The sequence below is a fragment of the Streptomyces sp. NPDC052701 genome, assembly GCF_040678355.1.
GTDB lineage: Bacteria > Actinomycetota > Actinomycetes > Streptomycetales > Streptomycetaceae > Streptomyces.
The window spans coordinates 236,681-258,119 of the sequence record NZ_JBFATO010000005.1 but is presented as its reverse complement, the minus strand read 5'-3'; the positions used below and the strand labels follow the sequence as shown (position 1 = coordinate 258,119).

General features: G+C 71.9%; 15 protein-coding genes and 1 pseudogene. 5 read left to right on the top strand and 11 right to left on the bottom strand.

The genetic code is table 11. The features are described from left to right. Window positions 1-17: 17 nt before the first annotated feature. The 3 genes from AB0L29_RS09465 to AB0L29_RS09455 form a co-directional block, all read right to left on the bottom strand. Window positions 18-1,310 (bottom strand): site-2 protease family protein, encoded by a 1,293-nt coding sequence (locus AB0L29_RS09465; protein ID WP_365825165.1) that lies wholly within the window; start codon window positions 1,308-1,310, stop codon window positions 18-20. Between the two features lie 8 nt (window positions 1,311-1,318). Next, complete coding sequence (gene dxr / locus AB0L29_RS09460; RefSeq protein ID WP_365825048.1) at window positions 1,319-2,575, bottom strand: 1-deoxy-D-xylulose-5-phosphate reductoisomerase; 1,257 nt, start codon at window positions 2,573-2,575, stop codon at window positions 1,319-1,321. A 94-nt stretch (window positions 2,576-2,669) separates the two neighbouring features. After that, window positions 2,670-4,610: an acyl-CoA dehydrogenase family protein gene (locus tag AB0L29_RS09455; RefSeq protein ID WP_365825046.1), complete on the bottom strand. Its 1,941-nt coding sequence runs from the start codon at window positions 4,608-4,610 to the stop codon at window positions 2,670-2,672. A gap of 386 nt (window positions 4,611-4,996) precedes the next feature. On the opposite strand from AB0L29_RS09455, the gene AB0L29_RS09450 reads away from it, so the two are divergent. Both AB0L29_RS09450 and AB0L29_RS09445 read left to right on the top strand, forming a co-directional pair. Then, a complete protein-coding gene (locus AB0L29_RS09450) occupies window positions 4,997-6,010 on the top strand; it encodes a LacI family DNA-binding transcriptional regulator (protein ID WP_365825044.1) in 1,014 nt (337 codons plus the stop codon). A gap of 78 nt (window positions 6,011-6,088) precedes the next feature. Beyond that, window positions 6,089-8,140 (top strand): TIM-barrel domain-containing protein, encoded by a 2,052-nt coding sequence (locus AB0L29_RS09445; RefSeq protein ID WP_365825042.1) that lies wholly within the window; start codon window positions 6,089-6,091, stop codon window positions 8,138-8,140. 310 nt (window positions 8,141-8,450) lie between these two features. Here AB0L29_RS09445 and AB0L29_RS09440 read toward each other — a convergent pair. Continuing rightward, window positions 8,451-8,705, bottom strand: a pseudogene (locus AB0L29_RS09440) (nitroreductase family protein); the annotation flags it as partial. Between the two features lie 509 nt (window positions 8,706-9,214). Here AB0L29_RS09440 and AB0L29_RS09435 point away from each other — a divergent pair. The 3 genes from AB0L29_RS09435 to AB0L29_RS09425 all read left to right on the top strand — a co-directional run bounded on the left by AB0L29_RS09435 (window position 9,215) and on the right by AB0L29_RS09425 (window position 12,216). Further along, window positions 9,215-10,129, top strand: coding sequence for a fumarylacetoacetate hydrolase family protein (locus AB0L29_RS09435; protein ID WP_365825040.1), 915 nt, complete (start codon window positions 9,215-9,217; stop codon window positions 10,127-10,129). Between the two features lie 26 nt (window positions 10,130-10,155). Then, complete coding sequence (locus tag AB0L29_RS09430) at window positions 10,156-11,568, top strand: MFS transporter (protein ID WP_365825038.1); 1,413 nt, start codon at window positions 10,156-10,158, stop codon at window positions 11,566-11,568. 99 nt (window positions 11,569-11,667) lie between these two features. Continuing rightward, window positions 11,668-12,216: a TetR/AcrR family transcriptional regulator gene (locus AB0L29_RS09425; protein ID WP_365825036.1), complete on the top strand. Its 549-nt coding sequence runs from the start codon at window positions 11,668-11,670 to the stop codon at window positions 12,214-12,216. Between the two features lie 89 nt (window positions 12,217-12,305). On the opposite strand, the gene AB0L29_RS09420 is transcribed toward AB0L29_RS09425, so the two are convergent. From AB0L29_RS09420 to AB0L29_RS09390, 7 genes are read right to left on the bottom strand one after another with little or no spacing between them, the layout of a single operon-like run. Continuing rightward, window positions 12,306-13,019 (bottom strand): hypothetical protein, encoded by a 714-nt coding sequence (locus AB0L29_RS09420; protein ID WP_365825034.1) that lies wholly within the window; start codon window positions 13,017-13,019, stop codon window positions 12,306-12,308. Between the two features lie 35 nt (window positions 13,020-13,054). Beyond that, entirely contained in the window at window positions 13,055-15,271 is a 2,217-nt protein-coding gene (locus AB0L29_RS09415; protein ID WP_365825032.1) for a glycoside hydrolase N-terminal domain-containing protein, read from the bottom strand. After that, window positions 15,268-17,235, bottom strand: a complete 1,968-nt coding sequence (locus AB0L29_RS09410; RefSeq protein WP_365825030.1) for a beta-galactosidase — start codon at window positions 17,233-17,235, stop codon at window positions 15,268-15,270. The genes AB0L29_RS09415 and AB0L29_RS09410 overlap by 4 nt, the downstream gene beginning before the upstream one ends. Beyond that, a complete protein-coding gene (locus AB0L29_RS09405) occupies window positions 17,235-17,501 on the bottom strand; it encodes a hypothetical protein (protein WP_365825028.1) in 267 nt (88 codons plus the stop codon). Before AB0L29_RS09405 ends, AB0L29_RS09410 begins: the two co-directional genes overlap by 1 nt. A gap of 46 nt (window positions 17,502-17,547) precedes the next feature. Continuing rightward, window positions 17,548-18,483, bottom strand: a complete 936-nt coding sequence (locus AB0L29_RS09400; protein WP_365825026.1) for a carbohydrate ABC transporter permease — start codon at window positions 18,481-18,483, stop codon at window positions 17,548-17,550. Continuing rightward, a complete protein-coding gene (locus AB0L29_RS09395) occupies window positions 18,480-19,520 on the bottom strand; it encodes an ABC transporter permease subunit (protein WP_365825024.1) in 1,041 nt (346 codons plus the stop codon). Before AB0L29_RS09395 ends, AB0L29_RS09400 begins: the two co-directional genes overlap by 4 nt. 26 nt (window positions 19,521-19,546) lie before the next feature. Beyond that, window positions 19,547-21,241 carry an extracellular solute-binding protein gene (locus tag AB0L29_RS09390; RefSeq protein ID WP_365825022.1) on the bottom strand — a complete coding sequence of 565 codons (1,695 nt, stop codon included), beginning with the start codon at window positions 21,239-21,241 and terminating at the stop codon, window positions 19,547-19,549. Window positions 21,242-21,439 lie beyond the last annotated feature (198 nt).

Below are 21,439 nucleotides of genomic sequence, written 5' to 3'. Positions count from 1 at the left end.
CGGTGGCCGGGTGGCCGTCAGGAGATGCGCACCGGATTGACCACGTCCGCGACCAGCACGAGCAGGGTGAAGCAGATGAAGATGCCGGCGACCACGTACGCGACGGGCATCAGCTTCGCCACGTCGAACGGGCCCGGGTCCGGCCGGCGCAGCAGCTTCGCCGTGTTGCGGCGCAGCGACTCCCACAGGGCGCCCGCGATGTGGCCGCCGTCGAGCGGCAGCAGCGGGAGCATGTTGAACAGGAACAGGGAGAGGTTGAAGCCGGCGACGAGCATGACGAACATCGCCAGCTGCTGGGTCGCGGGGATGTCCAGGGTGGCGATCTCGCCGCCGACCCGGGCCGCGCCGACCACGCCCATCGGGGAGTCCGGCTCGCGCGGGCCGTCGCCGAAGGCCGCGTCCCACAGGGCGGGGACCTTGCCGGGCAGGGCGGCGAGGGAGTCGACGGCCTCGCCGATCCGGTCGCCCATCCAGGTCAGGGACTCCCCGAAGTCCTGTTTGACCACCCCGGTGGCGGCGCTGAAGCCGAGGAAGCCGGCGGTGACGTACTCGCCTTCGACGATCCGTCCGCCGGAGTCCTTCTTCGCGACCTGATTGGTGGCGATCTTCGCGTGCAGGGTCACCTGCCGGCCCTCGCGGTCGACGACGATCGGCACCTCCTTGCCGGGGTTGGCGCGGATGAGGTCGGAGAGCTGGTTCCAGCTGTCGGTGCCGACGCCGTCGAAGGAGACGATCCGGTCGCCCGCCTTGAGGCCCGCCGCGGCGGCCGGGCTGGCCGGGTCGGACGCCTCGCAGTCGTCGCGGTTCTCGCTCTGCGCGATGACGCACCGGGAGACGGAGGCGACGGTGGTGGTCTGCTGGGCGATGCCGAAGCCCATCAGGACGGTGAGGAACAGCGCCACCGCCAGGATCAGGTTCATGAACGGGCCCGCGAACATCACGACGACCCGCTTCCACGGGGCGCGCGTGTAGAACAGGCGGGTCTCGTCGCCGGGCCTGAGCTCCTCGAAGGCGGCGGAGCGGGCGTCCTCTATCATGCCGCGCCACGGGGAGGTGGAGCGTGCCTCCAGCCGGCCGTCGGGGCCGGGCGGGAACATGCCGATCATGCGGATGTAGCCGCCGAACGGGATCGCCTTGACGCCGTACTCGGTCTCGCCCTTCTTGCGCGACCAGATCGTCGGGCCGAAGCCGACCATGTACTGCGGCACGCGGATGCCGAACATCTTGGCGGTGGACAGGTGCCCCAGCTCGTGCCAGGCGATCGAGAACAGCAGGCCGACGGCGAAGACGACTATGCCGAGGATGAACATCAGGGTCGTCATGCACGGGCCTCCGCCGTCTGTGCCGCCAGTTCCCGGGCCCGGGTGCGCGCCCAGGTCTCCGCTTCGAGGACGTCCGACACGGTCAGTGAGGTTCCCGTACGCGGTGTGCCGTGTTCCTCGACCACTCGCGTGACGGTCTCGATGATCCCGAGATACGGCAGCGTCCCCCGGCGGAACGCCTCCACGCACTCCTCGTTGGCCGCATTGAACACCGCCGGGGCCGTGCCCGCGAGTTCGCCGACGTGCCGGGCGAGGTTCACCGAGGGGAAGGCCTCGTTGTCGAGCGGGAGGAACTCCCAGGTCGAGGCCTTGCTCCAGTCGAACGTGGGGGCGGCGCCGGGGACGCGTTCGGGCCAGCCGAGGCCGATGGCGATGGGCCCGCGCATGTCGGGCGGGGTCGCCTGGGCCAGTGTCGATCCATCCGTGAACTCAATCATCGAGTGGACATACGACTGCGGGTGCACGACCACCTCAATGCGATCGAAGGGAATGTCGTACAGCAGGTGCGCCTCGATGACCTCCAGGCCCTTGTTGACGAGGGTGGCTGAGTTGATCGTGATCACCGGGCCCATCGCCCAGGTGGGGTGGGCGAGGGCGTCCTCGACGGTGACGTGCGCCAGCTCCTCCCGGGTGCGGCCGCGGAAGGGGCCGCCGGAGGCGGTGACGATCAGCTTGCGGACGTCCGCGCGGGTGCCGGCGGCCAGCGCCTGGAAGAGGGCGGCGTGCTCGGAGTCGACCGGGATGATCTGCCCGGGCTTGGCCAGGGCCTTGACCAGCGGGCCGCCCACGATGAGCGACTCCTTGTTGGCGAGCGCGAGGGTGCGGCCCGCCTCCAGGGCGGCCAGGGTGGGGGCGAGGCCGATGGAGCCGGTGATGCCGTTGAGCACCGTGTGGCAGTCGGAGGCGGCCAGCTGGGTGGCCGCCTCCGGCCCGGCGAGGATCTCGGGCAGCGGCTCCCCGGGCCCGTACCAGGAGCCGAGCGCGTCGCGCAGGGCCGGTACGACGTCCTCGCGGGCCACCGCCACGGTCCGCACCCGCAGCCGGTGGGCCTGCTCGGCGAGGAGGGCGACCCGGCCGCCGTTCGCGGACAGGCCGGTGACCCGGAAGCGGTCCGGGTTGCGCAGCACGAGGTCGATGGCCTGGGTGCCGACCGACCCGGTGGAGCCGAGGATCACCACGTCCTTCGGGCCGTCTCCCGCCACGGGGTCGTACACGAGGTGCGGGTCGGCGAGGGGGGCTGGAGAGTCGCTCATCCCCCCATTGTGGCCGGAGCGGGCCCCTGCGAGGACAGCGCGTCCCGCTCACGGGGGCGCGCGCCGCACGGACCCGCGCCCCTTGTGGCGCCGGTCACCGGACCGGCCGGTGCACGTTCTCCCGACGGGACGGTCCGGGCGTCGCGTCCGCGATCCACGGGCCGTCGCCCGAGGGGTCGATGACGCCCCGCTCCAGCCACTCGTACGTGCCGGACAGCACCCCCTTGACGACCGTGCGGTCCAGGTCGTCGGTGTTGGTCCACAGGCGGTTGAACAGCTCCTCGATCCGGATGCGGGCCTGGCGGCAGAAGACGTCGGCGAGCTGGTAGGCCTCGCGGCCGTGATCGCCCTGGCGGCGCAGGAGGTCGGCGCGCACGCAGGACGCGCTCATCGCGAACAGTTCGGCGCCGATGTCGACGATCCGGCCGAGGAAGCCCTGCTTGGTCTCCATGCGGCCCTGCCAGCGCGACATGCCGTAGAAGGTGGAGCGGGCCAGTCTGCGGGCGGTGCGCTCGACGTAGCGCAGGTGGCCGGAGAGGTCCACCTCGTGCTTGAACTCGCCGAACGCGCCGGGGAGCTGGCCCGGTCCCGCGATCAGCCGGGGGAGCCACTTGGCGTAGAAGACGCCCGCGCCCGCGCCCGCCCTCGCCTTGTCCGACAGGGACTTGTCCGGGTCGATGAGGTCGCCGGCGACCGACAGGTGGGCGTCGACGGCCTCGCGGGCGATCAGCAGGTGCATGATCTCGGTGGAGCCCTCGAAGATCCGGTTGATGCGCAGGTCGCGCAGGACCTGCTCGGCGGGCACCGCCCGCTCGCCGCGCGCCCGCAGGGACTCGGCGGTCTCGAAGCCGCGGCCGCCGCGGATCTGGACCAGCTCGTCGGCGATCCTCCAGGCCATCTCGGAGGCGTACAGCTTGGCGAGGGCGCCCTCGATGCGGATGTCGTTGCGGTCCTCGTCGGCCATCTGGGACGACAGGGTGGAGACGGCCTCCAGGGCGAAGGTGGTGGCCGCGATGAAGGAGATCTTCGATCCGACCGCCTCGTGGTGGGCGATCGGCTTGCCCCACTGCTCGCGCGCCGCCGACCACTCCCGGGCGATCTTCAGGCACCACTTGCCGGCCGCGACGCAGGACGCGGGCAGGGACAGCCGCCCGGTGTTCAGCGTGGTCAGCGCAATCTTGAGGCCCTGGCCCTCCTCGCCGATGCGGTGGGCGGCGGGCACGCGGACCCGGTGGAAGCGGGTGACACCGTTCTCGATGCCGCGCAGGCCCATGAAGGCGTTGCGGTTCTCCACGGTGATGCCGGGCGAGTTGGTCTCCACGACGAAGGCGGTGATGCCGCCCCGGTGGCCCTCGCTCCGCGGTACCCGGGCCATGACCACGAGCAGGTCGGCGACCACGCCGTTGGTGGTCCACAGCTTCACCCCGTCGAGGACGTAGTCGTCGCCGTCGGGTACGGCGGTCATGGCGAGGCGGGCGGGGTCGGAGCCGACGTCGGGCTCGGTCAGCAGGAAGGCGCTGATGTCGGTGCGGGCGCAGCGCGGCAGGAACCGCTCCTTCTGCTCCTGCGTGCCGAACAGCTTCAGCGGCTGCGGCACCCCGATCGACTGGTGCGCCGACAGCAGCACGCCGATCGCCGGGCTGGCCGAGCCGGCCAGGGTGAGGGCCTTGTTGTAGTAGACCTGTTTCAGGCCGAGGCCGCCGTACTTGGTGTCGATCTTCATGCCGAGCGCGCCGAGCTCCTTGAGCCCGTCGATCACGGCGTCCGGGATCCGGCCCTCGCGTTCGATGAGGGCGCCGTCGACCTTGGTCTCGCAGAAGTCGCGGAGCTTGGCGAGGAACTCCTCGCCGCGCTGGGCGTCCTCGTCGGCCGGCAGCGGGTGGGGGTGGATGAGGTCGAGCCTGAGGCGCCCGAGGAACAGTTCCTTGGCGAAGCTGGGCTTGCGCCAGTCCTGTTCCCGGGCGGCCTCGGCGACCTGGCGGGCCTCACGTTCGGTGACGGTGGGTCGGGACGGAGACTCGGGCACTGCGGACATGAGGCTCACCTCGCCGCTAATCGGGATGTATGAGGGTGTACGCCTCACATGATCCTTCGGGGTGTCATGCGGACGTACGCTACCGACCGGTGCTACTCGATCGTATGTACCCGATTCCGGGCGGCCCGGCCACCCCTCGTGCGGCCATCCGGCCGATGCCGGCCGGGTACGCGGCGGCTCGCGCCGGGGCGGGCCTGGTGAGGGCGGTCGGGAATGCGACAAGGTGGGCGCGGCCGGACCGATGGGCTCCGCCGGGAATTCGTTATCGAAGCGCTTCGACAACCTATGGACACCCACCCCCGCTGGAGCTACTGTCGGAACCACCCTCACCCACCGTTATCGATGACGCGCATTGTCGAAGCGCTTCACAAAGCTTGGAGAGCTGGATGGTCACCCTTGCCGAGGTCGCCCAGCACGCCGGAGTCTCGGCGAGCACGGTGAGCTATGTCCTCAGCGGCAAGCGGTCCATCTCGGCGACGACCCGGCAGCGGGTCGAGCAGAGCATCCGCGAGCTCGGGTACCACCCCAACGCCGGGGCCCGGGCCCTGGCGAGCAGCCGGTCGAACATCATCGCGCTGATGGTCCCGCTGCGCACGGACATGTACGTGCCGGTGATGATGGAGATCGCCATCGCGGTGGCCACCACGGCCCGCACGCACGGGTACGACGTGCTGCTGCTCACCGGCGAGGAGGGGCCCGACGCGGTGCGCCGGGTCACCGGCAGCGGGCTCGCCGACGGGATGATCCTGATGGACGTCGAACTCGACGACGGGCGTCTGCCGTTGCTGAGGGCGACGGGCGAGCCGTCGGTACTCATCGGGCTGCCCGCCGACACCACCGGCCTGACCTGCGTCGATCTGGACTTCAGGGCGACGGGCGCGCTGTGCGTGGAGCACCTGGCGACGCTGGGGCACCGGGACGTCGCCGTCATCGGCGAGGCCCCCGCGGTCTACGAGCGGCACACCGGGTTCGCCGAGCGCACCCTGGACGGGCTCAGGTCCCGTTCGAGGGAGCTGGGCGTGCGGCTGCTGCACCGGCCGTGCGAGGGCGGGTACGACGCGATGGCCGCGACGCTCGCCCGGATCTTCGACGAACGCCCGGGCACCACCGGGTTCGTCGTGCAGAACGAGTCGGCGGTCGAGCCGCTGCTCGCCCTGCTGCGGCAGCAGGGCCGGGCCGTGCCCGAGGACGTGTCGGTGGTCGCGGTCTGCCCCGACCAGGTCGCCACCCAGGCCTCGGTGCGGCTGACGTCGGTCGCCATCCCCGCGCAGGAGATGGGCCGGCACGCCGTGGAACACCTGGTCGCCAAGCTCGGCGGGCGCGGCAGCGACGAGGTCGTGCTGATCGCGCCCGAGCTGACGGTGCGGGCGAGCTCGGGACCCGCGCCCGGCCGGGCGTAGGTCTCCTCCGTCCCGGGTCGGCAAGCCGTCCGCCCCACCGCGGCACCTCCCTGTCCGCACTCCCCCAGGAGACCCCTCGTGACTCAGCCTGCCGAGAAACAGCCGCCGCACGGCACCGTCAGCCTGGCGCAGTCGTCCCCGACCGTCGGCACGTTCCGCGAGCGGGACGGGGCGCTGGAGTGGAGCGGCCGCCAGGAGACCGTACGGGTCGAACCGTGGGGGCCGGACGCGGTCCGGGTGCGGGCCCGGCTCGGCGGCCCGGTCCTGCGGGGGCTGCCGGGCGCGCTGCCGGACGAGGCTCCCCCGACGCCCGCCGCGGTGAGGACCGGGGACGGGCGGGGGCGGCTGACCGTCGGCGCGCTCACCGTCGAGGTCGACGCGGAGGGCATGATCCGGTTCACCCGCACCGAGGACGGCGGCGAGCTGCTGGCCGAGGAGCGCGCCCACTTCTGGTGGCCCGGCCCGCGCCTGTACACCGCCGTCGGCAACGGCCACCACCGCCTGGAGCAGCGCTTCGCCGCCTACGACGACGAGCGGCTGTACGGCCTCGGCCAGCACCAGCACGGCCGGCTCGACCAGAAGGGCCTGGTCGTCGACCTGGTCCAGCGCAACGCCGAGGTCGGCATCCCGGTGCTCACCTCCAGCCGCGGCTACACCCTGCTGTGGAACAACCCGGCGATCGGCCGCGTGGAGCTGGCCCACAACGGCACCCGGTGGGTGGCCGACTCGGCCCGGCAGATCGACTACTGGATCACCGCGGGCGACCCGGCCGACGCGCAGCGCCGCTACAGCGCGGTGACCGGCCGCAGCCCGATGCTGCCCGAGTGGGCGGCGGGCTTCTGGCAGTGCAAGCTGCGCTACCGCACCCAGGACGAGCTGCTCGCCGTGGCCCGGGAGTACAAGCGGCGCGGGCTGCCGATCTCCGCCATCGTCTGCGACTTCTTCCACTGGACGCACCTGGGCGAGTGGAGGTTCGACCCCCGGGAGTGGCCGGACCCGGCGGCGATGGTGCGCGAGCTGGACGAGCTCGGCGTCAAGCTCGTGGTCTCCGTCTGGCCGTCGGTCTCCCCGCTGTCGGAGAACCACTCCGTGATGGAGCAGCGCGGCTACTTCATCGGCACCCAGTACGGCCCGACGGCGCACGCCGACTGGCCCGACAAGGAGGTGGCGTCCACCGTCCAGGTGGCGTTCTACGACGCCACCAACCCCGAGGCCCGGGAGTTCGTGTGGTCGAAGGTGAGGGAGAACTACCTCGACCCGTACGGCATCACGGCCTTCTGGCTGGACGCCTGCGAACCGGAGCTGAAGCCCGGCTTCTCCGAGAACCTGCGCTACTGGGCGGGCCCGGGCCTGGAGGTCGGCAACCTCTATCCGGCCGAGAACTCCCGCACCTTCCACGAGGGCCTGCGCGCCTGCGGCGAGAGCGAGGTGATCACGCTGAACCGCTCGGCGTGGGCGGGCAGCCAGCGCTACGGCGCCGCCCTGTGGTCCGGTGACATCGGCACCGACTTCGCGACCCTGCGCCGCCAGATCGCCGCCGGCCTCAACACGGCCCTGTCGGGCATCCCGTGGTGGAACACCGACATCGGCGGCTTCCACGGCGGCGACCCGGACGACCCGGCGTACCGCGAGGTGATGGTCCGCTGGTTCCAGTTCGGCGCGCTGTCCCCGCTGATGCGCCTGCACGGCTTCCGCGACCCGGGCATGCCGCTGGGCCCGGAGATGACCGGCGGCCCCAACGAGGTGTGGTCCTACGGCGAGGAGGCCGGCGCGATCCTGGAGCGGTACCTGCGGCTGCGCGAGCGCCTGCGGCCGTACGTCCTGGACGTCATGCGCGCGGCCCACGAGGAGGGGCTGCCCGTCATGCGGCCGCTGTTCCTGGAGTTCCCCCGAGACCGGGCGGCCTGGTCGGTCGACGACGCCTACCTGTTCGGACCGGACCTGCTGGTCGCCCCGGTGCTGACGGCCGGTGCCACCGCCCGGACGGCCTACCTTCCGGCGGGGGCGCGCTGGACGGACGCGTGGACGGGTGAGGCGTACGAGGGCGGGCGCGGCGTGACGGTGGACGCGCCGCTGGACCGCATCCCGCTGTTCCTGCGGGACGGGGCGCGGCTGCCGATCGCGGAATGAGACGCGCGGGGGCCGGTCCCGCGGGGACCGGCCCCCCGTCGCCTTCTTCCCGGACGAGACGACGTCCAAGGCACGGGCGGCCGTCTCACCCGGCCTGCACCACAGCGGTGAGGACGCGGTCCCGGCGGAAGGCGGCACAGTGCTCCGTCGCCCATTGCCGGAACCGTCCGGCCGGGAACCGGTGACCCGAGGAACCGGTGACCCGGGGAACGGTGGACGCCGTAACTCGTCGATCGTCCAGTCCGACGGTGTCTCCGGGCTGTGGGCCCGGTGTCCTGATCACCACAGGGACCGCCTGCGCCGTCGGCGCTCAGTCACCCTGGTCCTTGCCGATGCCGACAGCCATGAACGGTGGGTGGTCGTCGTCGAGGAACTCCTCCTGGACGTCGGCCGGACCAAACCCGGACATCGGACCCGCGGCCGGGCCGGCGGCCCGGACGCCCACGGTGAAGTACGCAGTCCGCAGGGCGCCGTTGATCAGGGCGGAACGTCCGCGGACCGGGCGGTCGGCGTCGTACACGGCCTTGATCTGCGGCAAGTGCGGCAGCAACCCGGGGAGTTCCTCGCGGTCGTTCCTCCGCGACGTGGCGGGCCGCCTGCTCCACGCTCCGCCGCTGCCGCCGCCCCACGTGGTCGCCGACGAGCGCGGACACTCCCCCACGGCCAACGAGACCACCACCGCGAGAACGCCCCCGGCCGCCCGTCGATCCGGTCGCACCGTGATCACTCCGTGTTCATGCCCGGACGATGAATCCGACAGAAGGCGCGACGCGAACGCAGGTCCGGGCTCGACGACCGTGGCGCACGGCCCGGCCGCCGCGCGCCACGGCAAGGAGGGCACCACCTGCCGGGCATACCGGGACGGGACGGACCACTCGGGCCGGACCATGCACCACCGGACCCAGGCAGACGGGTCCGGCCATTCGGCCGGACCGGCGTCCGCCCCGTACGACGACCGCCCCTCCACCGGCTCCGGAAGCGGCGAAACCGGCGGTTGCCCATGACGCAACCGTATGGCACGCTGTTCTATATAACGATGTTCTATAGGCAGTACCGGCGCATCCAGGAGGAGTCGTGCAGTTCCGCAGGCGTATGACGGAGACGGGCAGGATCGCGGTGGAGGTGCGCGGCGGACCCGACGAGGAGTGGACGGAGTCGACGGCGGCCGCGCTGGGCTATGTGTCGCCGTTCACCGAGGCGTGGGAGGCGAAACAGGCCGCCGGGCACGGCGCGGACGCGGGCTCGGTCGTACTGCCGTTCCAGCCTCTCTCGTTCCGCGACTTCATGATCTTCGAGCAGCACAACATCAATGCCGCTCGGGGATGGGCTCGCCGGTTCCGCCCCGGGCTCGGGCGGTTCGCGAAGGGCGTCGAGTTCGTCACGCGCAAGCCCTTTCCGGCGTTTCGGCCCAAGCCGCTGTGGTACCGCAAGCCGATCTACTACATGAGCAACGCCTCGACCTTCGTCCCCAGCGGCACCACGGTGAGCGCGCCGCCCTACAGCACCGCGTTCGACTACGAGCTGGAGCTGGCCTTCGTGCTGCGTGCGCCGCTCTTCAACGCGACGCCGGAGGAAGCGGTCAAGGCGATCGGCGCGTTCGCGGTGCTCTGCGACTTCAGCGTCAGGAACGTGCAGATCCCCGAGATGAGCAGCAACTTCGGGCCGCAGAAGAGCAAGCACTTCATGTCCTCGCTGTCCAGCACCGCGGTCGAGGCCGCCGACGTCCTGGACCGGTGGACGACGCTGCCCTCGAGCGTGTCACTGAACGGCCGGGTCATCGCACGACCGGACGCCACTTCCCCGAACTGGACGCTGGGCGAGATGCTCGCGCACTCCTCGGCGGGCGAGCGGCTCTATCCGGGCGAGCTGTTCGCGACGGGCACGTACGTGAACGGGTGCGGCATGGAGATCGGCAAGTGGATCGCCCCCGGAGACACCCTGCGGCTCGAGATCGAGGGCGTCGGCGTCATCGAGCACGACATCGCCTAGACACACGAACGACGAAGGAGCTCGTGATGCCCAGCCGGACCACCCCGTTCACCTCCGCACCAGCCGCCCGTGTCCCCGTGAAGGGCCCGCCGTCCACCGTGGAACAGGCCTCCTTCGGGGCGGGCTCGATCGCCACGGGGATCTTCATCACCGTTCCGGGCCTCATGCTGCTCTACTACCTCACCGACACCCTGGGGGTCGCAGCGGGCCTGGCGGGCATCGTGGTGGTCGTGCCGCGGCTGCTCGACGTCGTGACGAATCCGTTCGCCGGCCGGCTGTCGGACCGGACCCGGAGCCGCTGGGGACCGCGGCGCCCGTGGATGGCCCTGGGAGGGATCCTCTTCCCGACGGCGTTCGTGCTGTTGTTCTGGGCGCCGGTGACCGGTGACGCCGCCGCGCTGTGGGTCGGCGCCGTCTTCGCCCTGGGCAGCCTCTGTTTCGCTGCCTACATCGTCCCCTGGTCCTCTCTCCCGGCGGAGGTGGGCGGCACCGGCCGCGCGCGGACGGCGATGATCTCGTGGCGCACCGCGTTCGTCGCGGTCGGCATCCTGATCTCCGGCGGTCTCGCCCCGGTGCTGGTGGAGGCCTTCGGCGACGGAGTCGACGGCTACCGCGCCATGGCCCTGTGCATGGCCGGGCTCATGACCGTCGCCGTCGCGGTCTCGGTCTTCTTCGGGGCGCGGCGGTCCACGGCCGACACGAAGACCGTCAGGTCCGTCGGCCTGAAAGAACTGTTCGGCCTGCTGAAGGCCAGCCGGCCGCTGCGTACGACCCTGCTGCTCATCATGTTGTGCGAGATCGCCGCCGCGATCGGACTGACCGCGGCACCGTACATCGCCGACCACGTCGTCGGCTCGGAGGCGGCGGTGGCCGTGCTGTTCGTCGCGCTGGTGACCCCCCTCATGGCCACCATGCCCTGGTGGGCACGGGTGGCCACCCGCCGGGGGAAGGTCGCGGCGCTTCGTGCGGCAGGCGTGCTGTTCGCTGCCGGCAGTCTCGGGCTCGTCCCGCTGTACTTCGTGGCCGAGGACATCCGGCTGCTCACCGCCGTGGTGGCCATGATCGTCATGGGCATCGGGTTCGCGGGCACCTCCATGCTGCCCCAGGCCATGCTGGCGGACGCGGTGGCCAACGAGTCCAGCCGTTCGGGACTTCGCCAGGCCGGCATCGTGACGGGCGCCGCCAACGCCGCGGAGACGATGGCCTCCAGCGCCGCGGCCGGTGTCTACGCCGCGCTGCTCGCACTCTCCGGCTTCGTCTCGAGCGACAGCGAGGACGAGATCGTGCCGCAACCGGACTCCGCGCAGTTCACCATCGTCGCGGCGGTCGGCGCCATCGCCGCTCTCGCCGTCGTCCTGCTGTGGTTTACGCTGCGTCGGTACACGCACGAGGAATCGATCGCCGGTCACGCAGGAGCGGGCGTCCCGGACGGGACGTGACGTGGCATGCGCAGCGGGCAGCCGACAGGAGGCGCGGAACTGATGGGTGCCAGCGCAGGGTCGCCGGCCAGGCGCCGTACGGCGAGCGACCAGGTTCACGTGGCCCTGCTGGAAGCGGCCCAGAGCGTGCTCGACCGCGAAGGCCTGGCCGCCGTCACCGTTCGCGCGGTCGCCCGCGAGGCCGACGTCGCACCCATGGGCGTGTACAACCGGTTCGGCAGCAAGGAAGGTCTGCTGCTCGCGCTGGCGGTCCGGGCCCTTGAGGACCTCTGGCGCGCGGTCTCGGTGGACCGGTCGCTGGATGCGGAGGAGCGTTTCCGCCGGGGATGCCTCGCATACCGGCAGTTCGCGCTGGCACACCCACAGCGCTATGCGCTCGTCTTCGGGGGCGGCGGGCCCCTCGCCCAGACGGGCTCCGAAGCGTCGGTGTACGGCCATGCGGTGTTCGAGGTCCTGATCGAGCTCGTCGAGGGTCTCCTCGGCCGCGAGTCGCTCAAGCGGTTCGCCAGCTCGGCAGAGGCCGCGCAGATGGTGTGGACCGCCATCCACGGCGCGGTCCACCTGGAGCTGGGGGGGATCGGACAGGTGTCCGGCTCGCACGACATCTACGAGCGGCTGATCGACCTGCTCATCCGCGGCCTGCGTTAGCACGTACGAACCGGCCCCGGTCCGCAGGCTTCGGACCCGTCAGCTCCCCCCTCCCCCCTCCCCCCCTCTCCCTTCTCCCTTCTCCCGGCTCAGCCGCTGCTGACGGTCAGGTTGTTGGTGGTGAAGTCCAGGCCGCCGGACGACGAGGTGATCTCGTAGCCGAACTGCACGTCGCCGATGGTCTCGTTGCCCATCCAGCCCTTGGTGTCCTTGATCCACTTCAGGATCGGCAGGATGTCGACGCTGCCGGAGCTGGAGTCGGAGGTCCGCAGGAACGAGAAGACCTCGTTGGCCCCGTTGTTGCCCTTGTACACGTTCCAGGTGTGGCCGCCGAGGGCGACCGAGCCCTGGGAGGTGCCGAGCGGGCCCACCGCTCCGTTGTGGTTGACCCAGAGCATGATCTCGTAGTCGTAGTCGGTGTCCCAGATGTCGTAGGACGTGTTGTACGCGCCGGACGACGGGACGGTGACGTTGTAGCTGCTGGTGAGCGAGGTCAGCGAGGTGATCGTCTTGTTGACCACCTTCTTGGCGTTGGGGTAGGACTTGATGCCGCCGGTGTTGGGGTGGTCGGCCCATACGCCCCAGTTGGTGCCGGAGTTGGCCCAGACGCACTGGCTGCCGGCGCCGGAGCCCCAGATGTTGTTGTAGAGGGTGTAGCCGTTCAGGGACGTGTTGCCCCACTGGTCGCAGGAGTTCCAGACGGCCGCGTGGGCGGGGGCGGAGGCGAGGCCGACGGTGGCGCCCAGCGCGAGGGCCGGGGCCAGCAGGGCCTTGCCGATCGTGCTCAGGGTGCGTGCTGCCATGGTGTCCCTTCCATGGGTAGGGGGATTGCGGGGAGTCACCACGCCTCCAGGCGGAGGACGTGGTCTTCTCCGGCGACCAGGTCGAGCGGCTCGGCACCGGAGGAAGTCCTGAGTTCGATGCGGTGGGTGCGGCCCGGTCTGAGGACGGCCCGTGCGCCGTCGGGGGACCAGGTGAGGTCGAGTTCGGCGCCGAACCGCGTGCGGATGCCGCGCAGCCGGCCGTTCGGGCAGGTCCGCGGCAGCGCGGGCAGCAGGACCAGCCGGTCGGGGGTCGACTGCACGAGCATCTCGACGAGCACCGCGGGCAGGGTGTGCGCGGCGTCGGCGTTGTAGACGTCCAGGCGCGGGTAGTGCGTGCTCATCAGGGAGGCGTGGAAGAAGCCGCCGCCGAGGACCCGGCCGAGGGCGTGGGCGACGCGTTCGGGGTCCCGCAGCCGGGCCGCGACCAGGGCGTGGTGGAGGTGGCCGTGCGCCGAGTCGTTCTCGGTGCCGCGCAGGGCGAGCGCGCGGTGGGCGGCGGCCGCGAGGTCCGGGGTGTCGTAGGGGGTGATCTCCTCCAGCGGCCAGACGCCGTAGAGGTGGCTGAGGTGCCGGTGGTGGTAGGAGTCCGCCAGGCCCGGCCAGGCCCACTCGGCGAGCGCGCCGTCCTCGTTGATCCGGTGGGGCGGGAGCCGGTCGGCGAGGGCCCGCCAGCGGGCCGCGTCCGGGGTGTCCGGGTGGTAGTCGGCCGCCGTCAGCAGGGCGTGGCGGGCCGCGGAGAGGTCCATGGCCGCGTTGAGGGCGCCCCAGCTCGCGTTGGCGGGCCGGTTCTCGGGCGAGTAGGAGGGGACGAGCACCCAGTGGCCGTCCTCGTCGGTGTGGGTGAGGAAGTCCTCGTAGAAGCGGGCGGTCTCGGCCAGCGCGGCGGCGGTGCGCGGGTCGCGGGCGCCGCGCGTCTCGTCGTGGTCGACGAGCGGCTTGAGCAGCCAGTCGGCGCCGGCGGTCCACAGGTGGAGCGGATACTCGCGGCTGAAGTGGTAGGAGTGGCCCGACTCGCCGTCGCTGTGGGCGGGTGCGACGGCACCCCGGGTGCCGAAGACCGCGCGGGCGTTGTCCCGCCAGTGCGGCAGCTGGCGCTGGACGTACGAGGCGAGGGCCTCGGTGACCTCGGGGAGGGCGGCGGCCGCCGCGGAGGCGGTCTGGAGGTTGAGGTTGGCGTCGTGGGTGAACGCGCCGGACCAGGCCGTGTCCCAGTCGCCGGTCCACAGGCCGGTCAGGCGGGGCGGGTTGAGGCCGGCGGCGCACAGCAGGTGGTAGCGGCCGGCGGCGAAGAGCCGCTCCAGCAGGGCGGTGCTGCCCGGGCGCCGCAGCAGTCCGGAGCCGGGCAGGGCGCGGTCGGCCGGAGCGGCGGCGAGGTCGAGGGTGACGCGCCGGTAGGCGGTGCGGTGCAGGGCCAGGTGGCGGTCGAGGAGGTCGTCGTAGGCGGACCGCCCCTCGCCGAGCAGGCCGCGCAGGGCGCGGCCCTGTGCGGCCGCGTCCGGCTCGCCCTCGTGGCGCCGCACCCGGGTCAGGAGCAGCACGGACCGCGCCCGCTCGATGTGCAGGCCCGGGGGCGCGAGCGTGGTCGTGCCGCCCGTGACGGCGACCAGGGTGACGCCGGTGTACGCGCGGCCGCCGCCCGGGTAGCGGGCGCGCAGGCTGAGCAGGGCGCCCTCGGGGGTGAGGACGGCGCCGTGCCGGACGGCCAGTCCGTCGGGGGCGCCGGGGAGCCGGTGGTCCAGACGGACGTCGAGGGCGGGGCCCGGTTCGGTGACGTGCTGGACGATCACGTCGTCGGCGCGGGAGACGAAGACCCGGCTGGCCCACTCGCCGTGGGTCGCCTGGGCCACGCCGGTGGTGAAGTCGAGCGAGCGCCGGTAGGTGCCCGTGCCGCCGGCCGGCCTGCGCAGCCGGATCCGGAAGGCCGGGTGGAAGGGCTGCACCCACTGCAGCGGGCGGCCGTCGGTGAAGTCCTCGGCGGCGGCGCTGTCGCCGCCGAGCAGCCGCCGCTGGATCTCCGGGAGCCCGGCGGCCAGCCGCGGTGGGCGGGCGTGCTCGCCGCCGTTGGGGCGGACCAGGGTGTGGTGGGTGACGATGACCCGGTCGTCGTCCGGATCGCCGGACACGAGGGCCCCGTGGTGGCCGTTGCCGCTCAGGAAGGCGTCCTCCCAGCGGGCGGCCGGCTCCGGTTCCCAGGTGCCGTGCACGGGGCCGTCGGCCGGGTCGCCGGTCATGGCCGCAGCACCGCCGCGCCGTGGCGGCCGAGGGTGATCCGGTCGGTGACGGCCGTCCCCGTCAGCAGGTCGCGGTGGCTTCCGGGGACGTCGACGGTCACCGGCTCGCGGCCGTGGTGGAGCAGGAACAGCAGGTCACCGCGTCGGACGGCCTCGACCTGGTCCGGGAGGCCGTCGAGCACCGGGCGGATGCCGGCGCCGGCCGCGATCCGGGCCAGCAGGTCGCGCAGCGCCCGCGGCTCCGGAAGCGTCGAGAGGTACCAGACCCGGCCGCTGCGCAGGACGGCGGGCAGCCCGTCGAGCTCTCCGCCCCGGTACGGGACCGTCTCGTCGGCGGTGCCGTCGGCCTCCAGCTCCTCCGACCACAGGGTGCCGTCGAAACCCTCGCAGGCCACGGTCTCCCCCGCCTCCAGCGGCCACCACTCGTGCAGCGTGCGGATGCCGAACAGCGCGCGCAGCCGGGCGTCCATGCCGCCGGACCGCACCCGGTCGTCCGCGTCGGCGACGCCGGTCAGGAAGCCGGAGACGAGCGTGCCGCCCCGCCGTACGTGACCGAGGAGGTTCTCGATCGCCGTGTCGGTGAGCAGGTAGAGCTGCGGCACGACGACCAGCCGGTACGCGGACAGGTCGTGCTCGGGGTGGGCGAAGTCGGTGGTGAGGTGGGCCTGCCACAGGGCGCGGTGCCAGGCGCGCAGGACGTCGGGGTAGTCGACCTCGCGGGACGGGCGGGCGTCCTGGGCGCCGGCCCACCAGGAGTGCCAGTCGTGCAGGACGGCGATGTCCGCCGGGCTGTGCCGGCCCGTGACGTGCGGGGCGATCCTGGCCAGGTCGGCGCCGAGCTCCTTGACCTCCTGGAAGGTGCGGCCCCGCTCCCCCGCGTGGCCGACCATGCCGGAGTGGAACTTCTCCGCGCCCTGGCGGGACTGGCGCCACTGGAAGTAGCAGACGGCGTCCGCGCCCCGGGCCACGGCCTGCAGGGACCACAGGCGGTTCAGGCCGCGCGGCTTGGGGTGGTTCACGCCCCGCCAGTTGACCGGGCCGGCGGCCTGCTCCATCAGCATCCAGGGCCCGCGCGCCTGGGAGCGGGTCATGTCCTGGACGAGGGCGCCGCTCTGGGCGCCGAGCGGGTCGCGCGGGTCGGGGTAGAGGTCGACGGAGACGACGTCCTCCTCCTCGGCCCAGCGCCAGGCGTCCTGGCCGAACCACAGCGGCATGAAGTTGGTGGTGACCGGCAGGTGCGGGGTGTGCCGGCGCACGATGTCGCGTTCGGCGGTGTAGCACTCCAGGAGCATGTCGGAGGTGAAGCGCCGGAAGTCCAGGAGCTGGGCGGGGTTGCGCAGGTAGTGGGCCAGGCGCGGCGGCAGGATGCCGTCCCAGGTGTCGTAGCCCTGGCTCCAGAAGGCGGTGCCCCAGGCGGTGTTGAGGGCGTCGAGGGTGCCGTACCGCTGCCGCAGCCAGCGGCGGAAGGCGGTGGCGGCCTCGTCGCCGTGGTCGGCGGTGCAGTACTCGTTGTTGATGTGCCACATCGTCAGGGCCGGGTGGCCGCCGTAGCGGGCGGCGAGGTCCTCGGTGATGGCGGCGGCGTAGCGGCGGTAGGTGGCGCTGGAGTGCGAGAAGTGCTGGCGTCCGCCCCACCACTCGGTGCGGCCGTCCTCGGTGCGGGGCAGGGTGTCGGGGTGCAGCCGGCCCATCCAGGGGGGCGGGGCGGCGGTGGGGGTGGCCAGGACCACGCCGATGCCGTGGTCGTGCAGCAGGTCCATCAGCCGGTCCAGCCAGCCGAACTCGCGGGCGCCGGGCTCCGGTTCCAGTTCCGACCAGGAGAAGACGCCGACGGTGACGGAGTTGACCCGGGCGTCCTTCATCAGCCGGACGTCCTCGTGCCAGGTCTCCTCGGGCCACTGCTCGGGGTTGTAGTCGCCGCCGTAGAGGATCCGGCCGCGGGCGGCGTCGTCGAGGCCCGGCATCAGACGGGCTCCCCGTACCGGGTGCCGCGCCCGCCGGTGGCGGGGCGGACGCGGCCGTGCACGCGCGGGCCGCCGGCGGTCGCCCCGCCGGTCCGGCCCCGCCGGTGGCGGCCGTCGCCGGTCCGCGCCCAGGTCCGCGGCCCGCCGCCGAGGCGGTGGACGGCGGTGGCGTCCTGCGTGGAGCCGGCCTGGTGGAGCGCCGGGCGGGCGGCGCCGTCGGCGGCCCTGCCGAAGCCGGGACGGCGACCAAGATAAGACGTGCGCATGACATACCTCGTTCCGCGAGGAAGGACGGGGGACCTGCCCGGGGCGTCAGCCCTTGACCGCGCCCGTCAGCATCCCCTTCCTGAAGTGCTTCTGGATGAAGGGCGACAGCACGGCGACGGGCAGCAGGGCCAGCACCATCACGGCCATCTGCACGGCCAGTCCGGACAGCCGGCCCGTCTTGATGGCCTGGCCCAGTCCCACCGGTGCCTCCTGCTTCTGCACGAGCTGGATCATGACGTTCTGCAGCGGCATCATGTCCTGGTCGTTCAGGTAGAGGGAGGCGTTGAACCAGGCGCTCCAGTACCCGACGGCGTAGAACAGCGTGATCACCGCGATGACCGCGCGGGACAGCGGCACCACGATCTGCCAGAGGATGCGCAGGTCGCCGGCGCCGTCGATGCGGGCGCTGTCGACGAGCTCGGGCGAGATGCCCATGAAGAACCCGCGCAGCACCAGGATGTTGAACACGCTCACCGCGCTGGGCAGGATCAGCGCGAGGTAGGTGTCCGTCAGGCCGAGGGTCTGCACCAGCAGGTAGGTCGGGATGAGGCCGGCGCTGAAGAACATGGTCGCCAGCAGGGTCATCAGGATCCAGCGGTGGCCGAGCGAGCCGGAGCGCGAGAGGCCGTAGGCGCACAGGACGGACACGGTCATCGAGAACAGCGTGCCGGTCAGCGTGACGAGGACGCTGATGACCGCCGCGCGGGTGACCTGGCCGCCGCCGAGCAGTTCCCGGTAGGCGATGAAGGTGATGTCCTGCGGGACCACCACCAGTCCGCCGGCCTCGTCGATGGTCCTGCGGCTGGACAGGCTGGTGACCACCACGATCCACAGCGGGAAGAGGACCGCCAGGCAGGCGAGGGCGAGCACGACGCCCTTGCCGGCCAGGTCGGCCCGGGTGGGCGGCTCCTCCCACGTGGGCCGGGGCGGGCTCTGCCACCAGCGGGACCGGTTCACCGGTTCGTCGGTCACGGCGGTCACTTCTTGTACACCCCCTGCTCGCCCATGAGATGGGCCACCTTGTTCGCGGCGAGGACCAGGCCGAGGCTGACCACACCCTTGACCAGTCCGGCGGCGGCCGCGTAGCCGAAGTCCTGGTTGCGCACGCCGTTCCACCACACGAAGGTGTCCAGCACCTCCGAGGCGCCCGGCCCCACGGCGTCGCGTTGCAGCAGGATCTGCTCGAAGCCGACGGTGAGGGCGTCACCGACGCGCAGCACCAGCAGCAGGGCGATCACCGGCCGCAGCGCGGGCAGGGTGACGTGCCACATGCGGCGCCGGCGCCCGGCGCCGTCCATCGCGGCGGCCTCGTACAGGTCCGGGCTGACCGAGGCGAGCGCGGCGAGGAAGACGATGATCCCCCACCCGGCGTCCTTCCACACCGACTGCGCGGTGACCAGGAACGCGAAGGTGTCCGGGTCGGTCATGACGTCCAGTCCGTCGTACCCGTTCTCCCGCAGCAGCTGGGAGAGGATCCCGGCGCCGCCGAACAGCTGCTGGAAGACGGCGACGACCAGCACCCAGGAGAAGAAGTGCGGCAGGTACAGGACGGCCTGCGCCACCGCCCGCACCCGGGGCCTGACCACGCTGTTGATGAGCAGCGCGAGCAGGATCGGGATGGGGAAGTACAGCACCAGCTGGAGGAAGAACAGCACCAGCGTGTTCCGCACGGCGTTCCAGAAGTCCGGGTCCTCCAGGAGCCGCCGGAAGTTCTCCGCGCCCACCCAGGGGCTGTGCAGCATGGAGACGACGCCGTTGGAGCTGATGTAGGGGTCGTACTCCTGGAAGGCGACGACGTTGCCCAGGATCGGTACGTAGTGGAAGAGCAGGACCAGGACGAGTGCCGGGAGCGTCATCAGCAGCAGGACGCGGTCGCGCCGGAACCTGGTGCGCAGGCCCGGCTTCCCCGGGGGGCGTCCTCGCCCGGGTGCGGTGGCGCCGCCGGACGGCTCCGGGTCGTGCGCCGCCGTCTTGGTCTTCGCCTCGGCCCCGCTCCGAGGCACCGTGCTGTGGGACACGGCCGTCTCCTTGCCTCGGTGTGCGGTCAGCCGGCCGCGGAGCCGTTCTCGTCGAGCAGCTTCTTGTACCAGTCGCGCAGCCGGTCGCCGCCTCTGCTCCTCCAGTCGGACACGGCCTGCTGCATGTCGGCGACCTTCTTGCGGCCGCGGATGATGTCGTCCTCCAGCTGCTCGAAGTTGTTGGAGAGGTTGGTGTGGCGGGCGGGTTCGGTGACCTGCATGCCGTAGAAGGCGGTCTTCCTGGTGAAGGCGCCCATCCGCTGCTGCCACCGCACGGCGCCCTCGCCGATCTCCGGGAAGTCGGGGCGCGCGATGGTCGGGGCGGGGCCGGCGACCATGACGTAGGCGTTGACGACCTCGATGTTGCCCTTGTCGTTCTTGGTGGGCACGCCGTCCTTCACCGTGTAGTGGGTGCCCTCCACCCCGTAGTTGGTGAGCATGTACTCCTTGGTGCCGTACGGGGCCGCGGTCACGTTGGCGACGGCGAGCACGTCGCGGACGACGGCCTCGGAGGCGTCCTTGTTGACGAAGGCGAAGATGTTCGCCGGGTTCGTGGCGAAGAGCGCCGGGTCGCCGCCGTCGTGGCCGAAGATGTCCATGCCCCAGATGCGGAAGTCGGGGTTGTGCGCGGCCTGGGCGGCCTGCTGCCCCCACCAGCTGGAGATGTCGTTGTTGTAGATCAGGAACTCGCCGGCCGCGAACTTGGCGCTCGGGTCGGTGGCCTGGCTCTTGCCGAGCCGGGCGTCGGGGTGGACCACCCCGGCGGCGAACAGCTTGCGGGTCCACTCCAGCGCCTCGAGGTACTCCTCGGTCTCCGCGCGGTAGAGGAGCCTGCCGTCGACGAGGTTCCAGCCGAGCGCCTTCTCGCTGCCGGACATCACCCCGAAGACGTTGAAGGCGGTCCACTTCATGTCGCCGCACGCCCACCGCTTGGCCCTGGCGTTGGTGATCTCCTTGGCCAGCGCCATGAACTCGTCCGCCGACCGCGGGACTTCGTACCCCTCCTCGTCGAAGACGTCCTTGCGGTAGAAGGGCACGATGTTGGGCACGTACGACGACGGCATCGGCAGGCCGCGCAGCTTGCCGCCGAAGAGGGAGCGCCGCCAGGCGTCCGTCGGGATCGCCGCGAGGTTCGGGTACTCCTTCACCTCGTCGCCGGACAGGTAGGGCCCGAGGTCGGCGAACTTGCCGATGATGGCGCTGGGGATCCTCCCGCCCATGTTCCAGCCGGGGACCACCACCACGTCGGGGACGTCGCTGGAGGCGAGGACCGCGCCGAGCTTCTGGTCGTAGGTGTTGCCGTCCTGGTTCTGCCAGCGGACGTCCACGCCGATGAGGTCGTTCATCGCCCGGTAGTAGGCGTTGCCGCTCTTGGGCGGCGAGCCCCAGAACGGCGACATGACGGTGACCCGGCCGCCCCTGCCGAGCCTCTTCGGCACCGAGGTCTTCAGCTCGGCGAGGTCCACCCCGCGGGTGAAGCCGACGGCGGAGCCGTTCTTCGAGGCGACGTCCGGCGTCACCACGTTGCCGGCCACGTACGCCGGCAGCAGCTTCTCGGCCTTCTTCCCCGCGGTGGTGCCCTCGCGCGAGCCGCCGTCCGAGCCGCCGCAGGCGGCGAGCAGCGGCGTCCCTCCGGCCACCGCTGCGGTGACGACCGCCGTGGAGGCGAGGAAGCTTCTGCGGCTGGGCCCAAAGGAGGCGGAGGCGGCGTTCGGCGTCATTGCGTCAACCCTTCGTGGCGCACCAGGACACCCGGCGGTGGGCCGTCGGCTGCGGTGTCTCGAGTGGAACTGGCCGAGCTGAAGCGGTCCTGTCGACGCGTGCCGAGAACTGCGCGTCCTCCCGGCGGCCGACCTCGTAATCGAAGCGCTTCGATGTTGCTGCGAGGTTAAGTGAACACTCAGGGGCGCACAAGGGTC